Consider the following 15,810-nt stretch of genomic DNA (forward strand, 5'->3'; position numbering starts at 1 on the left):
CCCGGGCGTGACGCTGGTTCCGGTCCCTTCGACAGGCTCAGGGACCTGGGTGGGGCAGGTGGCTGGGCTTGTCGAAGCTCCCGGGCGTGACGCTGGTTCCGGTCCCTTCGACAGGCTCAGGGACCTGGGTGGGGCAGGTGGCTGGGCTTGTCGAAGCCTCGGGGCGTGACGCGGGTTCCGGTCCCTTCGACAGGCTCAGGGGCCTGGGTGCAGAGGGGCTGAGTCGTCCCTTCGACAGGCTCAGGGACCTGGGCGCGGACCGGCCTCAGAGCAGGCCCAGCTCCGCGAAGGCGTTGTGCACGCCGTCATCCAGCACCGCGGTGGTGACGCGGCCCGCGAGCTGCTGCAGCTCGGGCACGGCGTTGCCCATCGCGACGGGCGTGCCGACGACCTCGAACATCTCGACGTCGTTCCAGCTGTCGCCGATGCCGATGGCATCCGCCGCATCGATGCCGAGCAGGGCGAGAACCTCGGTGATCGCGGAGCCCTTGGTGACGCCGGCCTGACCGATCTCGCCGTTCGAGCCGCCGGGGAGTGGGATTGAGCCCGGGATGACGTGGAATGCGTCGCCGAGCTCTTCCGCCGCGTGGGTCACGGTGTCGATCGAGGGGCTGACGAATACGGCCTTGGCGACGGCGTCGCGGTCGACCTCCGTCACCGGTCGCGGTTCGCGCCAGAGCGGTTCTTCGGCGGGCAGGCCCTGCGCTTCGAGCTCGGCGGCACGCTGCGCGTGGCGTTCTCGGCGGTACGCGGTCATCACGGGGCCCATGCCGGCGCTCGCGTACACGCCCCCGTGCGTCTGCAGGAAGTAGTGGATGCCGTGGGCCTCGAAGTACCGCTCGACCGCCTCGACATCGGCTCGGGGCATCGGGTGCTCCACGATGAGCGCGTCGTCGCCGGGCTCCTCGCCGCGCGTCGCGTAGGCACCGCCGTTCGTGATCGCGCCGTCGAAGCCGATGGCCAGCACGTCGGGGTGGATGTCACCGGCGGAGCGTCCCGTGCAGAGCCACACGAGATGTCCGTTCTCGCGCGCCGTGCGCACGGCGGTCACCGTCGAGGGGGCGATGAGCGAGCCGTGCTCGAGGATCGTGCCGTCGACGTCGAGGAAGGCGATGCGGGTCATGTGCACTCCAAGAGGATCGGCCCCGGGCCACGAGGACCCGGGGCCGATCCGGTGAGGGGGGATCAGCGCGTGAGGGACGCGCCGTTGGATCGGATGACGTCGGCGTACCAGCCGAACGACTTCTTCCGGTAGCGATCGAGCGAGCCGGTGCCGTCGTCGTTGCGGTCGACGTAGATGAAACCGTATCGCTTGCTCAACTGGGCGGTGCTGGCGCTGACGATGTCGATGCAGCCCCACGAGGTGTAGCCGAGCACCTCGACGCCGTCTTCGATGGCCTCGCCGACCTGCACGAGGTGGTCGTTGAGGTAGGCGATGCGGTAGTCGTCGACGACCGTCTTCTCCCCGTCGACCTCGACGAGCTGGTCGCGCGCGCCCAGGCCGTTCTCGACGATGAACAGGGGCTGCTGCCAGCGGTCCCAGAACTGGTTCAGCACCAGGCGCAGGCCGACGGGGTCGATCTGCCACCCCCACTCGCTCGCCTCGAGCGTCGGGTTCGAAACGCCGCCCATGATGTTGCCCTCGCCGGCGACCTTCTTCGCGGGGTCGGCGGTCTCGGCGATCGACATGTAGTAGCTGAACGAGACGAAGTCGACCGTGTGGGTCAGGTCGTCGCGGTCCTGATCGGTGATGTCGAGCTCGATGCCCTTCTCGCGGAGCGTCCGCAGGAAGTACCCCGGGTAGGCGCCGCGGGTGTGCACGTCGCCGTAGACGAGGTTGCCGTGGTCGGCCTCCATCACCGCGACGGCGTCGTCGGGAGACGGCGTCAGCGGGTAGATCGGCATCGACAGCACCATGCAGCCGACCTTCGCCTCGGGGGCGACTTCGCGGGCGATGCGCGTGGCGCGGGCGGATGCCACGAGCTCGTGGTGCATCGCCTGGTACAGCTGCTGCTCGGGGACGCCGCCCTCGGGGATCGGGATGCCGCCGCTCATGAACGGAGCGTGCAGGAGCGAGTTGATCTCGTTGAACGTCAGCCAGTACTTCACGCGGCTGCCGAAGCGCTCGAAGAGGGTGCGGGCGTAGCGCTCGTAGAACCCGATGAGCTCGCGGTTCGTCCAGCCGCCGTACTGTTCGGCCAGGTGAAGCGGCGTCTCGTAGTGCGAGATCGTCACGAGTGGCTCGATGCCGTGCTTCTCGAGCTCGTCGAGGATGCGCTCGTAGAACGCCAGGCCGGCCTCGTTGGGCTCGGTCTCATCGCCCTTCGGGAAGATGCGGCTCCACGCGATCGAGAAGCGGTAGACACCGAAGCCCATCTCGGCGAACAGCGCGATGTCCTCCGCATAGCGGTGGTAGTGGTCGATGCCGACGAGCTTGAGATTGTCGGGCGTGGGGGTCTCGGAGCGCGGGCCCGAGATGCCGCGGGGCATCACGTCCTGCACCGACAGACCCTTGCCGTCGGCGTCGTACGCGCCCTCGATCTGGTTGGCGGCGGTGGCGCCGCCCCAGAGGAACCCGTCGGGGAAGGGGGTGGTGGTCATGTTCTGTGCCTCCAGGGGGTCAGCGGGCGGAAGTGAGGGAGTCGACCGACACGGCGCGGAACAGGCTCTCGCCGTGCGAGAGAGGTCCGGATGCCGCGTCGGCGATGTCGGGGTAGAGATCGCCGTTCGTGACGATGACGGGGGTGATCAGGTCGTAGCCGGCCTTCTCGATCGCGTCGCCGTCGAACTCGACGAGCAGGTCGCCCGCCTTGACCTCGATGCCGGACTGCACCTTCAGCGTGAAGTGCGCGCCACCGAGCTTGACGGTGTCGAGGCCGACGTGGATGAGCAGCTCCACTCCGTCGACTCCGCGCAGGCCCACCGCGTGACCTGTCGGGAAGGCGGCGACGACGGTGCCGTCGAACGGGGCGTAGACCGCACCCGAGGTCGGCCGGATCGCGACGCCCTTGCCGAGCGAGCCGTCGGCGAAGGCGGCATCCGGAACCTCGCTGAGCGCGACGACGGTGCCGTCGACGGGGTTTCGCACCACGGTGTCGGTGGCGACGGCGGGCGTCGCCGGAGCGGTGGCGTCGACCGGGTCTTTGAAGCCGAGCAGCACCACCAGCAGGAACGGCACCAGGATCGCGACGCCGAGACCGATCGCGAGCATCACCATGTTGCCGTTGCCGAGCAGGGCCGGAAGAGCCAGGCCGGAGGGCACGACGAACGCCTTGGAGAAGACCCCGCCCATCGCGATGAGCGCCCCGCCGAGGGCGCCACCGACGATGCCGAAGGCGAAGGGACGCTTGAGGGGGAGGTTGATGCCGTAGATCGCGGGCTCGGTGATGCCGGCGAGGAAGCCCGAGAGCGTGGCCGGGGCGGCCAGCGAGCGCAGGTTCTTGTTGCGGGTGCGCACGAGCACACCGGCGACGGCGGCCGCCTGGGCCAGGACCGCGGCGAACACCGGGCCGATGAGCAGGATCTGACCGGTGGTCTGATACTCGAGCTGGAACAGCGGCACGAGGCCCCAGTGCAGACCGAAGATCACGAAGACCTGCCACAGACCGCCCATGATCGCGCCACCCAGCCACGGAAGGGTCTGGAAGACCCAGCCGATGCCGGCCGCGAGGCCGCCGCCGACGAGGCTGGAGAGCGGGCCGATCACGAGGAAGACCAGCGGCACGGCGACGAGCACGACGACCATCGGGGTCAGGAAGCGGCGCACGGCACCGGGCAGGACCTTGAGCAGGAAGCGCTCGGCGTAGCTCTGCAGCCACACGATGATGATCACGGGGATGACGCTCGAGACGTAGCTCACCATCGTGACCGGGATGCCGAAGAAGGTGATGTCGGGCTGACCGTTCAGCGCCGTGATGGTCGGGTAGACCAAGGCGCCGGCGATCGCGAAGGAGGTGAACTCCGAGGCCTTGAAGTAGCGCGCCGCGGTGATGGCCAGCGCCAGCGGCAGGAAGTTGATCAGCGCATCGGAGAGCGCGTTGAGGATCGTGTAGGTCGTGCTCGTGGCATCCAGCCATCCGAAGGTGACGGCCGCGGCGACGAACGCCTTCAGCAGACCCGTACCCGCGAGGGCCCAGAGGATGGGCGTGAAGATCGCCGAGATCATCTTGATGAAGCGGTTGAAGAGGTTGCCCTTCGGCCCGCTCTCGGCGGCCTCGGAGCCGGCGCCGCCCAGCTTGGTCTGCGACTGGATCGCGGCGTACACGTCGGGCACGTCGTTGCCGATCACGACCTGGTACTGACCGCCCGCCTGGGCCGTGGTGATGACACCGGGCGTCGCGCGGATCGCCGCGGCATCCGCCTTGCCCTCGTCTTTCAGCACGAACCTGAGCCTCGTCGCGCAGTGCACGAGGGATTGGACGTTGCTCTCTCCACCGACACCGGCGAGGACCCCCGCCGCCGTCTTCGCGTGATCCGTCATCGGAACCGCCTGCCTTTCGCCGCATCGATGCGGCCTGTTCGAGATGTTCTGTGGCGACGCTGCCGGGTGTTTCGGGCAATAAAAAAGACCCGAATCCGTTCATCGCTCGTCAGCGATGTGGATTCAGGTCTTGCCCGCTCGCGCGGTAACAATCCGGAAATCGTCGGCAGGGTGTGACCCCTGCGTCGGTGACTATAGCACCGGGGCGTCGGGGCCGCCACTGTCGTCAGCGCGGCCCAGGCTCGTCGCCAGGCGCTCGACGTGGACGGTGAGGTACAGCACCTCTTCGTCGGTCAGGGTCGACCCGGTGGCCGCGTGGACGTAGTCCTTCACAGCCTCGGCGATGCCGAAGGCCCGGGGATAGCGGTGCTTGGCGAACTCGAAGAACGACGAGTCGCCGCTCGAGAGCATCGCGCGATTCACGAGCCGCTGCAGCAGGAAGCGCACGTGCAGGATGAACCGCGCGTAATCGGGGCTCTCGGTGTCGAGGGCGACACCGAGGCCGGTCTCGACGGTGCGCACGACGTGCTGCACGCGGCGGAACAGCAGGGCCGCGGTGCCGTTGGGCTCGTCGCGCGTGGCGTTGAGCAGGTGCATCGTGAGGAAGACGCCCTCCTCCGGCGGAAGCTCGCGGTCGAGGGATGCCGCGATCGAGGTCGCCATGCGCTCCGCCGCGCGCGACTCGTCGGGGTGCAGGATCCGCAGCTCGGGCATCGAGGTGCCGGGGATGCGGATGCCCTGGTCGAGGCGCTCGATCACGTAGGTGATGTGGTCGATCACGGCGAGCGGGAGGCGTCGGCCGAGATCCCGGCCCAAGTCGCGCTCGGCTTGGTCGACCGCGTGCAGGACCGCCTCGACCAGCGCGTAGGGCGCGTCGGTGAGCAGCTTCTGCGCGTGCGCGGTGTCGCTGCCCTGCTCGAGCACGAAGGTCTTCTCGACCTTGGTCGGATCGACCCGCCCCTCATGCTTGAGCTGAAACCCGATCCCGCGGCCCATCAGCACGCGCTCGCGGCCGTCGCCGTCGATCGCCACGACGACGTTGTTGTTCAGCAGCTTCTGCACGCCGCCGGGCGGGAGGGAGACGTCACCGGCACCGGGCATGGCATGAATCCTAGAGCGCGACCTCCCGTCGCGCCGGGAGAGCACCCGGGATGCAGGGGCCCATCGCGAGCGTGCAGTCGTGCGATTCGGCATCCGTGAATCGTCGTGTAGAGTCGCCGACGGACATGTGACTGGTCATGCAGGCAGGATCCGAACGCAGTGCGAGAGCGCCGCCTTCGGGTCCTTTTTTGTTGCCCGGGCGACTTCGGAGTCGACGTCGCGACGCGTGTCCTTCGATCCAAGGAAGGACTTCGATGACCACTCAGGACAGCGCCCGCGCGATCCTCGAGCACGTCGGCGGAGCGGCCAACGTGGCCTCGCTCCACCACTGCTCGACCCGCCTCCGCTTCACGCTCGCCGACGACACGCAGGCCGATGAGGCCGCCCTCAAGGCCACGCCCGGCGTCATCGGCGTGGTGCTGGGGACGCAGACCCAGGTGATCGTCGGATCGGGAGTGGCGAACTACTTCCGCGAGATCGAGAAGCTGCGCACCGGTGGCGGCACCCGCGCCGAAGCGCGAGTCGATGCCGCGAAGCCGAAGTTGACGCTCAAGCGCGCCGGGTCGGTGTTCATGGACTTCGTCGTCGGCGTCTTCACCCCGATCATCCCCGCCGTCGCCGGTGCGGGAATCTTCAAGTCGTTCCTCATCCTCGCCGTCGCGCTCGGATGGCTGCAGACGACTGATCAGACCTATCAGGTGCTCACCGCGATCCCCGACGCGGTGTTCTTCTTCCTGCCGTTGCTGGTGACCTACACCGCGGCGAAGAAGCTCGACACGAACATCCCGCTCGCGCTCGGCATCGTCGGCCTGCTGGTGTTCCCGACCTTCGCCGGCCTTCTCACCCAGGAGGGCGGCGTCGCGCTGTTCGGCCTGACGGTGCCCGCGATCGCCTACAGCGCGCAGGTCTTCCCCCCGATCCTCGCGGTGCTGCTGCTCGCGGTCGTCGAACGCGGCGCTCGCCGCATCAGCCCCAGCGTGATCAGCACGTTCCTCGTGCCGCTGATCTGCTTCGTCGTGGTGGCGCCCGCCACGATCTTCCTGCTCGGCCCGCTCGGCTTCTTCCTCGGGACCCTCCTGACGGGCGCGATGCTGTGGCTGTACGGCACCCTCGGATGGATCGCCGTCGCGCTGATGGCCGCCGCCCTTCCGTTCATCGTCTCGGTCGGCATGCACAAGGCGTTCATCCCGCCGACGGTGGCCACCATGGCCTCCGCGGGCAAGGAGAGCTTCTACCTCGTCGCCTCTCTCGCCCACAACCTCGCCGAGGCCGGCTCCAGCCTCGCGATCGCCGTGCGTACGAAGAACAAGACCCTCCGCGGCACCGCGATCTCCTCGGGCATCTCGGTCTTCTTCGGCATCACCGAACCGGCCCTGTACGGCGTGACGCTGCAGAACCGTCGCGCGGTCATCTCGGTCGTCATCGGCGCGTTCGTGGGTGGGTCGTACCTCGGCATCGCGGCCATCTCGGCCTTCGCGCTGGTCAGCCCGGGTGCGGCATCCATCTCGATGTTCATCGACATGGCCAACCCCTGGAACCTGCTGCACGCGGTGATCGGCGCGCTCGTCGCCATGGTCACCTCGTTCATCGTCTCGCTGGTCATCTGGAAGGACTCCGACTCGGCCACCGTGCGTCTGCTCGAACAGCAGGCGGGCACGTCGACCCCTGTCGGGGAGCCCGTCGCGGGCGGTATCGTCGCCCCCATGACGGGCGAGGTCATCGCCCTCGCCGAGGTCGACGACCCCGTGTTCTCGGGGGGCATCCTCGGGCCCGGCGTCGCGATCCGCCCCACCGACGGCGAGGTGCGCGCGCCCATCAGCGGCACGGTGTCGAGCCTGCTGCCCTCGCGCCATGCGCTCGGCATCCTGGGTGACGACGGACTCGAAGTGCTCGTGCACGTGGGCCTCGACACCGTCCGCCTCGAGGGTGCACCCTTCACCGCGCACGTCGCCCAGGGCGACCGCGTCGAAGCCGGACAGCACGTGCTGACCGCCGACCTGGCGGCCATCGAAGCCGCAGGACTCGACATCACGACGCCCGTCGTCGTGCTCAACGGCGACGCGTACGACGTCGCCCCCCTCGTCACCGGACGCGTCGCCGCGGGCGCCGCTCTGCTGTCGACCGACGCGAAGGAGACCGCGAATGGGATTGCCTGACGGATTCCTCTGGGGCGGCGCGCTCGCCGCCAACCAGGCCGAGGGCGCGTGGAACGAAGGGGGCCGCGGTCCCGCGGTCTCGGACGTCGCGAAGTACCGCCCGAACGTCGACCCGCGTGAGTACGCGGTGCACCACCAGCACACGCTGGAGAGCATCGCCGCCGCGATGGCCGACGACGACATCGCCTTCTACCCGAAGCGTCGCGGGATCGACTTCTACCACCGCTACCGCGAAGACCTGGCGCTGTTCGCCGAGATGGGCTTCTCGGTGCTGCGGTTGTCGATCGCCTGGTCGCGGCTGTACCCGACCGGCGAGGAGCTCGAGCCGAACGAGGAGGGCATCGCGTTCTACCTCGACCTCTTCACCGAGATGCGCCGTCTCGGCATCCGCCCGCTGGTGACCCTGTCGCACTACGACCCGCCGCTCGCTCTGGCGCTGAAGAGCAACGCGTGGGTCGACCGTGGCACGATCGCGCTGTTCGAGCGGTTCTCGCGCACGTGCTTCGAGCGCTTCGGACACCTCGTCGACCTCTGGCTGTCGTTCAACGAGATCGACGGGATCATCCGTCACCCCTTCACCTCGGGCGGCATCATCGACGAGACCGTCGAGGGCTCGCTCGAGCAGGCCTGTTACACGGCACTGCACCACCAGTTCGTGGCATCCGCGTCGGTGACGAAGATGCTCCACGAGATGTGGCCCGCGTCGGAGATGGGGTGCATGCTCACGATGCTCACCACCTACCCGAACACCTGCCACCCCGACGACGTCGCGGCGACCCAGGCCAAGGAGCGTCTCCTCTACCTGTGCACCGACGTGCAGGCCGGAGGGGCGTACCCGCGGCTGGCGCTGAAGGCCCTCGAGTCCAAGGGCATCACGATCCCCTTCGCCGAAGGCGATGTCGAGCTGCTGCGCGATCACCCGGTCGACTACATCTCGTTCTCGTACTACATGACGCTCACGGAGTCGGTGCGTCCGGATGCCGAGCGCACCCCCGGCAACACGGTGCTCGGCGTGAAGAACCCGTTCCTGCCGTCGAGCGAGTGGGGGTGGCAGATCGACCCGGTGGGCCTGCGCATCTCTCTCATCGACCTCTACGACCGGTACGGCAAGCCGCTGTTCATCGTCGAGAACGGTCTCGGCATGCGCGATGAGCTCACGGAAGACGGCCGCATCCACGACCCGTACCGCATCGACTACTTCCGGTCGCACTTCGCGGAGATGATCCGCGCCGTCGACGAGGGCGTAGAGCTGCGCGGCTACACGAGCTGGGCGCCGATCGACATCATCAGCGCCTCGTCGTCGCAGATCTCGAAGAGGTACGGTTTCATCCACGTCGACCAGGACGACCTCGGCAACGGCACGGGCGAACGACGTCGCAAGGACTCGTTCTTCTGGTACCAGAAGGTCATCGCCTCGAACGGGGCCGACCTGGCGTGACGACCGCACTCGCTGCGCGTCCGCCGGGGTCGACGGAGACACCCATGCAGATCATCAAGAAGGTGCTGAACTCCAGCGTCGTGCTCGTCGAAGACGAGCGCGGCGTGGAGCGCGTGCTGTTGGGCAAGGGCATCGGTTTCGCCGCGCGTCCGGGCGACACCGTCGCCCCCGGGTCGACGGACCGGGTGTTCGTCGCGCTCGACGACGCCGATCAGCGGAACCTGGTCGAGTTGCTCGCCCAGATCCCCGGCGGCTTCGTCGAACTCACGAGGGCGATCGTGATGGATGCCGAGAAAGCGGGTATCGAACTCGACGCCCACATCTACCTCACGCTCACCGATCACCTGCACTTCGCGGTGGAGCGCCAGCGGCGGGGCCTGCAGGTCACCAACCGCCTCGCGTGGGAGGTGCGCACAGTCTACCCCCGTGAACACGAGGTGGGCCTGCGCGCGCTCGGGCTGCTCCGCGAGCGCACGGGGGTGTCGCTTCCCGATGAAGAGGCCGCCAACATCGCCTTCCACCTCGTCAACTCGGAGGTGGGACGCCCTGCCGTCGACTCGATGCGGGTGGTCGGGCTCGTGTCCGACATCACCACGATCGTCACGCACGCCGGGGGAGTGACCCTGGATGCCGACGACCTCCACACCCGTCGGTTCCTCACGCACCTGCAGTTCTTCGCGGAGCGGTTGTTCAGCGACCGCCTCGCCGGTCACGACGAAGACCTGCTCTTCGCGACCATGACGGCCAAGCACCCGCGGGCCGTTGCGACGGCCGAACGCATCCGCGCGTTCGTCCTGAAGGAGCACGAGGTCGCCATCTCCGACGAGGAGGTGGGCTACCTCGCCCTCCACATCGCTCGCGCCCAGTCGAGCTGAACTCCCCGAAAGGTCTCCCATGGCACAGCGCACCGCCGTCTTCGGCTCGTCCTCCGGCCTGCACTCCCGTCCCGCCGCGACCCTCGCCCGCGCGGCCGCGGCCTCGAAGCACACCGTCACCCTCGCCGCCGGCGACGCCTCCGTCGACGCCCGCAGTATCCTCGCGCTGCTGCAGCTGGGCGTGAAGACGGGCGACGAGGTGGCCCTCGAGGTCGACGGGCCCGAGGCCGACCGTGTCGCCGACGAGCTCCAGGCGTTGCTCGAGCAGGACCTCGACGCCGCCTGACCCGATCGCGTGAGGGGCCGGACCGGGTGTACCCCACGCCGCCCGGCATCCCGGCCCCTCACGTGCCCCCGAGAGCGGAACACGCGCCCAGCCGCGGCGCAGATGCGCCCGGTACCCTGGAAACCATGACCGAACAGCCCCCCGTGCGCACCACGACGCCTCGGCAGGTGCGCCCCGCGGGTGCCCCGGCCGACACCGGCATCCGCCAGGTGCGCCCCAAAACCGAAGGCTGGCAGCAGGCCAAGGACGAGACCGGTCGTCCGCTGCTGCAGTTCGCCAGCCCCAAGCGCGGCAAGCCGCCCGTGCACCTCGCCGACCTCACGCACGACGAGCGCGTCGCCAAGCTGAAAGAGCTCGGCCTCCCGGGCTTCCGCGCGAAGCAGCTCGAGAAGCACTACTTCACGCACTACACGTCGGATGCCGCCGACATGACCGACCTCCCGGCATCCGGTCGCGAAGAACTCGTCGCCGGAATGCTGCCGCCGCTGCTCACCGAGGTGCGGCGACTCGAGACCGATCGCGGCGACACGATCAAGTTCCTCTGGAAGCTGCACGACGGCGCCCTCGTCGAGTCGGTGCTCATGCGCTACCCCGGCCGCATCACGCTGTGCGTGTCGAGCCAGGCCGGCTGCGGCATGAACTGCCCGTTCTGCGCCACCGGTCAGGCGGGCCTGACCCGCAACATGTCGGCGGGCGAGATCATCGAGCAGATCGTGCGCGCCAACGCCCTCATCGCCGCCGGCGGCCTGGGCGGAAAGAAGCGCGACGACCACTCGCTCGATCGCGTGTCGAACATCGTGTTCATGGGCATGGGCGAGCCTCTCGCCAACTACGCGCGCGTGATGCAGGCCGTGCGCGTGATGGTCGACAAAGACCACGGTCTCGGCATGAGCGCCCGCGGCATCACCGTGTCGACCGTCGGACTCGTGCCCGCGATCAAGAAGCTCGCCGACGAGGACATCCCGGTCACCTTCGCCCTCTCGCTGCACGCCCCCGACGACCACCTGCGCGACGAGCTCATCCCGGTGAACTCCCGCTGGAAGGTCGACGAGGCACTGGATGCCGCGCGCGCCTACTTCGACAAGACCGGGCGCCGCGTCTCGATCGAATACGCCCTGATCAAAGACATGAACGACCACGCCTGGCGTGCCGATCTGCTGGCCGAGAAGCTCAACGCCCGCGGCCGAGGCTGGGTGCACGTCAACCCGATCCCGCTGAACCCGACGCCGGGCTCGATCTGGACGGCATCGGAGGTGCCCGTGCAGAACGAGTTCGTGCGACGCCTGAACGACGCCGGCATCCCGACGACCCTCCGCGACACCCGCGGCAAGGAGATCGACGGAGCGTGCGGCCAGCTCGTGGCGACCGAAGAAGACGAGGCAGCCGCGGCCGTCACGCCGGTCGGCTGAGCCCCCTTTTCGAACGCCCTCGGACCTCATGGTCCGGGGGCGTTCGTCGTTGGGGTGTGGTTGACGATCGCCGCGCCGTCAGGATATGTTCAACACGTGAACGTTTAGTTCACTAGATGAACCCCCCACCTCAATGGAGAGCACTATGGGCTTGGCAGTTTGGGCGCTTATCGCCTACATCGGCGTGATCGTCGTGTGGAGCGTCGTCGTCAAACGCGGCATCGGCGAAGCGATGGTCGTCGGCTTCGTGACCGTCTGCGCGTTCGGTGGAGCGGACTTCCTCCGGCTCGCCGCCGTGGGCTTCGAGGCGGCCTTCACGCAGGAGATCGTCTTCGCGGCCCTCGCGTTCACCTTCATCGGCTTCCTGCTGGCATCGACCGGCGTGATCGACCGGCAGGTCGACATCCTCAACTCGATGCTGGGACGCCTGCGCGGTGGCGCCGGATACGTCGCCACGGTCGGCTCGGCCCTGTTCGGATCGGTCGCCCACTCCGGCTCGGCCAACGCCGCCACCATGGGTTCGGTCGCGATCCCGTGGATGAAGCGCTCGAACTGGCCCCCGCACGTCGCCGCCACCGTCATCGCCGGAAACGCCGGCAACGGCACGGTCATCCCGCCGAGCGCGTCGTTCTTCATCCTCATCGGCACCGCGACGGTCGCCCCCTACGTGACCATCGACAAGCTCCTCCTGGCGATGTTCGCCGCCGCCGGTTGGTGCGTGCTGTGGCGCCTCATCGTGATCTTCATCTTCGTGCGCCGTCACAAGATCGACCGGGTCGCCGCCGCCGACATCCTTCCCTTCGGCCGCTCGTTCCGTCAGGGCTGGACCTCGCTGCTGGTCTTCCTCGGCATCGTGATCCCGGTGGCCGTCACGCTCGGCCCCACCGGCGACGCCCTCACCGCGGCACTCGGCGAAGAGACGACGGATGCCGTGAGCGTCATCGTCTGGATCCCGGTGCTGCTGATGATCTTCGCGGTCTTCCTGGGCTGGAAGGGCCTGCCCCGTGGGGGGCGTGCCTGGTACGACTTCTTCGCGAAGACGGCGCCCCGCTATCGCGACATCGGTGCGACGCTCGTCTTCGCCTTCGCGGGAGGCGCCGTGCTCACCGAGCTCGGTCTCGCCGACCAGCTCTCGTCCGTCCTCAACGGCCTGAATGCCTCACCCGTGGTCATGTCGATCATCGTCGCGGTGATGGTCGTGCTGGTGGCGGGGCCGCTCAGCTCGACCGCCACGATCGCCACGATCGGCGGCATCGGGTTCAGCGTCCTGATGGTCTCGGGCGTCGACCCGATCCTCGCCGCCTGCGTCGTCCTCGTCGCCGCCTCGACCGAGGGGGCCTCTCCTCCCGGAGCGTCGGCGATCTACATCGCCACCGGTATCGCACAGGTGAACCCGGTGAAGACCTTCGTGCCGTTGATCGTCTGGTACGTCCTCCCCATCCTCGCGATCGCCGCCCTCATCGGACCCGGCTGGTTGCCGGTGTCGTTCTAGCCCGCGTCCTCAACGGAGAAGACCATGTCTGAAGAGAAGACCCCCGCCGAGAACCCGCACGGCCCCGTCCGTCGCCGGGCGATCGCCCTCATGACCCCCGTGTTCGTCGTGCTTCTGGCCGCCATGCTCCTGGTCGGAACGGTGCTCGTGCTGCTGCAGGTCGTCGGGCTCGTCACGGCGAACGGCGCGTTCGTCGTCGGAGTCGCCGACGCGCTCAATCCCTGGGCGTTCGGGATCGGCGGCGCCCTCGGCATCTGGACCCTGCTGCTGTCGTACGCCCACGGCTGGAAGCCCGCCGACTGACGTCGGCCCTGAGAGAGAACGGATACTCATGACCATTTCCCCCGTCCCCGGCGACGTCATCGACGGCCTCGCCGCTCTCCCGGTCGCCAACATCGGCGACTCCATGGACCGCCTCGGCGTCGTGGATGCCGGCATCCAGGCCGTGTGGCCGGGTGCGACGCTCGCCGGTCCCGCCTTCACCGTCGAGGTGGCGGGCGGCGACAACGCCGGCATCCACGAGGCGATCGCGCAGGTTCCCGCGGGCGCGATCCTCGTGGTCAACGGCCACGGGGTCACCGATCGCGCGCTCATCGGCGAACTCATCGCGGAGCGCCTGCGCAGGGTCGGCTGCGCCGGCTTCGTCGTCGACGGTGCCGTGCGCGACGTCGACGACCTGGAGGAGATGGGCTTCGCCGTCTTCGCCCGCGCGAAGAGCCCGGCGGGTCCCTACAAGAACGGCCCCTTCCGCATCGGGGTGCCGATCGCCCTCGGCGGAGTCGTCGTGAGCCCGGGCGACGTGATCGTCGGCGACTCCGACGGCCTGGCCGTCGTTCCCGCCGTCCAGGCCGAGGCCGTGCTCGAACGAGCGCGTCGCAAGAACGCGGACGAGACCGAGACGCGGCGACGGATCCTGGCGTCCTGAGCGATCCGACACACTAGGTGGATGAGTTCGGCTCGTGAAGACACGTCAGGTCAGCCCACGGTACGCAGCGTCGAACGCGCCCTCGACCTGCTGGAGCTGCTCGAACGCGCCGACCGGCCGTTGCGTCTCGTCGACCTCGGGCGCGGCACGGGTCTGTCGACCGCCACGGTCCTGCGACTGCTCGGAGTGCTGCAGCGGCGCGACCTCGTCTCCAGCGTCGGCGGGGAGTACCGCCTCGGCGTCGCGACGCTCGGCATGGCCCACGGCTACATCTCGAGCGACCCGCTCAGCAACCGCGCGCGGCCGCACCTGCAGCAGCTCGCCGACACCACCCAGCTCACGACGTCGCTGTACGTGCGAAGCGGCGACGAACGCATCCTCGCCGTCCGCGTCGACGGGGAGCACCCCCTGCGGTACCAACTCCCGCTCGGGCGGCGGCTGGCTCTGCACCTCGGCGCGGGCAAGCCGATCCTCGCGCACCTTCCGGCCGACGAGATCGCTCGGATCCTCGACGCCCTCGGTGAGACGCAGACCGCGGGAGGGCTCACCGTCTCGACGGAAGGACTCGACGCCGATCTGGCGGAGATCCGCCGCAACGGGTTCCACATCTCGGTCGCCGAGCGCGACACCGCCGTCGCCTCCATCAGCGTGCCGGTGTTCTCTTCGACCGGAGAGGTCATCGCCTCGCTCTCCGCATCGGGACCGGTCGAAGCGACCGACCCCACCCACCTGCCCGACTGGGCACCAGAACTCCGACGGGCGGCAGCCGCCGTCGGCCGCTAGCGCGGGAATCCTCTCGCGCTTCTCGAGAGGAACGACATGCGCGTGATCGGAATCATCGGACTCGGCGAGGCGGGCTCGCTCTACGCTCGCGGAGCGGTCGAGGCGGGCTACGAAGTGCACGGCTTCGATCCTGCCCCCACCCCCACCCCCTCGGGTGTCGAGCGCTCGGGCTCGCTCGAAGCCCTCGTCGCGGCATCCGACCTCGTCATCGTGTTGACGGGCGCCGCGCTCAGCGAACGCATCGCCGCCGACGCCGCGCCGCACCTGCGCGCGGGCAGCGTCTACGCCGACTTCACCACGGCCTCGCCCGGTGTGATGGCCGAGGTCGCGGAGCTCGTCGAGCGCACGGGCGCCCGATTCGCCGACGTCGCGATCCTCGGGCCCGTCCCGACCAAGGGAGCCGCCACCGAGACGATCGTCAGTGGCACCGCCAGCGAAGACGTGGCCGAGGTGCTCCGCCGCTTCGGCGCCGACGTCGAGGTCATCGACGGCCCCGCGGGCGACGCGACCTCGCGCAAGCTCCTGCGCAGCGTCCTCATGAAGAGTCTCGCGGCCATCGTGGTCGAGGCGCTCGAGGCCGGCCGCGCAGCAGGATGCGAGCCGTGGGTCCGCGCGCAGATCGCCGCGCAACTGTCGGGTGATGCCGAAGCGAAGATGGACCGGTACGAGACCGGCAGCCGCAAGCACGCGGTTCGCCGCTCGCACGAGATGGAGTCGGTCGTCGAGTACCTCGGTGCACTCGGGGTCGATTCGGAGATGTCGGACGCCGCCCGTCAGGTGCTGACCCGGCTGGGGGAGCAGCAGGGCTGAGGCGGTGGCGCGAGCGTCCACCGATCGGTGGATGCCGACTCCACCGGCTCGTCGT

Annotated in this window: 14 protein-coding genes; 10 read left to right on the forward strand and 4 right to left on the reverse strand. The window is 68.9% G+C overall.

From position 1 onward, the window contains the following. Nucleotides 1–265: 265 nt before the first annotated feature. From FS769_RS13765 to FS769_RS13780, 4 genes are all read right to left on the reverse strand, one after another. Complete coding sequence (locus FS769_RS13765; RefSeq protein ID WP_144834384.1) at nt 266–1,123, reverse strand: Cof-type HAD-IIB family hydrolase; 858 nt, start codon at nt 1,121–1,123, stop codon at nt 266–268. A gap of 62 nt (nt 1,124–1,185) precedes the next feature. Continuing rightward, nucleotides 1,186–2,601, reverse strand: a complete 1,416-nt coding sequence (locus tag FS769_RS13770) for a glycoside hydrolase family 1 protein (protein WP_144834386.1) — start codon at nt 2,599–2,601, stop codon at nt 1,186–1,188. 19 nt (nt 2,602–2,620) lie between these two features. After that, the gene (locus FS769_RS13775; RefSeq protein ID WP_144784168.1) at nt 2,621–4,480 is read right to left on the reverse strand and encodes a beta-glucoside-specific PTS transporter subunit IIABC; all 1,860 of its coding nucleotides are present in this window, start codon (nt 4,478–4,480) and stop codon (nt 2,621–2,623) included. A gap of 192 nt (nt 4,481–4,672) precedes the next feature. Next, nucleotides 4,673–5,581 (reverse strand): PRD domain-containing protein, encoded by a 909-nt coding sequence (locus tag FS769_RS13780; RefSeq protein ID WP_144834387.1) that lies wholly within the window; start codon nt 5,579–5,581, stop codon nt 4,673–4,675. A gap of 254 nt (nt 5,582–5,835) precedes the next feature. Here FS769_RS13780 and FS769_RS13785 point away from each other — a divergent pair, with 254 nt between their 5' ends. The 10 genes from FS769_RS13785 (at nt 5,836) to FS769_RS13830 (ending at nt 15,755) form a co-directional block, all read left to right on the forward strand. Next, nucleotides 5,836–7,737 carry a beta-glucoside-specific PTS transporter subunit IIABC gene (locus FS769_RS13785; RefSeq protein WP_144834389.1) on the forward strand — a complete coding sequence of 634 codons (1,902 nt, stop codon included), beginning with the start codon at nt 5,836–5,838 and terminating at the stop codon, nt 7,735–7,737. Then, nucleotides 7,724–9,175, forward strand: coding sequence for a glycoside hydrolase family 1 protein (locus FS769_RS13790; protein ID WP_144834391.1), 1,452 nt, complete (start codon nt 7,724–7,726; stop codon nt 9,173–9,175). Before FS769_RS13785 ends, FS769_RS13790 begins: the two co-directional genes overlap by 14 nt. A gap of 44 nt (nt 9,176–9,219) precedes the next feature. Then, nucleotides 9,220–10,050, forward strand: a complete 831-nt coding sequence (locus FS769_RS13795) for a PRD domain-containing protein (protein ID WP_144834393.1) — start codon at nt 9,220–9,222, stop codon at nt 10,048–10,050. Between the two features lie 19 nt (nt 10,051–10,069). Continuing rightward, a complete protein-coding gene (locus FS769_RS13800; RefSeq protein ID WP_144834394.1) occupies nt 10,070–10,336 on the forward strand; it encodes an HPr family phosphocarrier protein in 267 nt (88 codons plus the stop codon). Between the two features lie 125 nt (nt 10,337–10,461). Then, on the forward strand, nt 10,462–11,745 hold the full coding sequence (rlmN, locus tag FS769_RS13805; RefSeq protein WP_144834396.1) for a 23S rRNA (adenine(2503)-C(2))-methyltransferase RlmN: 1,284 nt from the start codon (nt 10,462–10,464) through the stop codon (nt 11,743–11,745). Nucleotides 11,746–11,890: 145 nt separating this feature from the next. Then, on the forward strand, nt 11,891–13,237 hold the full coding sequence (locus tag FS769_RS13810; protein WP_144834397.1) for a TRAP transporter large permease subunit: 1,347 nt from the start codon (nt 11,891–11,893) through the stop codon (nt 13,235–13,237). A 24-nt stretch (nt 13,238–13,261) separates the two neighbouring features. Continuing rightward, nucleotides 13,262–13,540, forward strand: a complete 279-nt coding sequence (locus tag FS769_RS13815) for a hypothetical protein (protein WP_144834399.1) — start codon at nt 13,262–13,264, stop codon at nt 13,538–13,540. Nucleotides 13,541–13,568: 28 nt separating this feature from the next. After that, nucleotides 13,569–14,162 (forward strand): methyltransferase, encoded by a 594-nt coding sequence (locus tag FS769_RS13820; RefSeq protein WP_144834401.1) that lies wholly within the window; start codon nt 13,569–13,571, stop codon nt 14,160–14,162. 21 nt (nt 14,163–14,183) lie between these two features. Then, entirely contained in the window at nt 14,184–14,945 is a 762-nt protein-coding gene (locus FS769_RS13825; protein WP_144834403.1) for an IclR family transcriptional regulator, read from the forward strand. Nucleotides 14,946–14,981: 36 nt separating this feature from the next. Beyond that, complete coding sequence (locus tag FS769_RS13830; protein ID WP_144834405.1) at nt 14,982–15,755, forward strand: DUF1932 domain-containing protein; 774 nt, start codon at nt 14,982–14,984, stop codon at nt 15,753–15,755. The last annotated feature ends 55 nt before the right edge of the window (nt 15,756–15,810 follow it).

This window comes from Microbacterium sp. BH-3-3-3, from assembly GCF_007679045.1.
Classification (GTDB): Bacteria; Actinomycetota; Actinomycetes; order Actinomycetales; family Microbacteriaceae; genus Microbacterium; species Microbacterium algihabitans.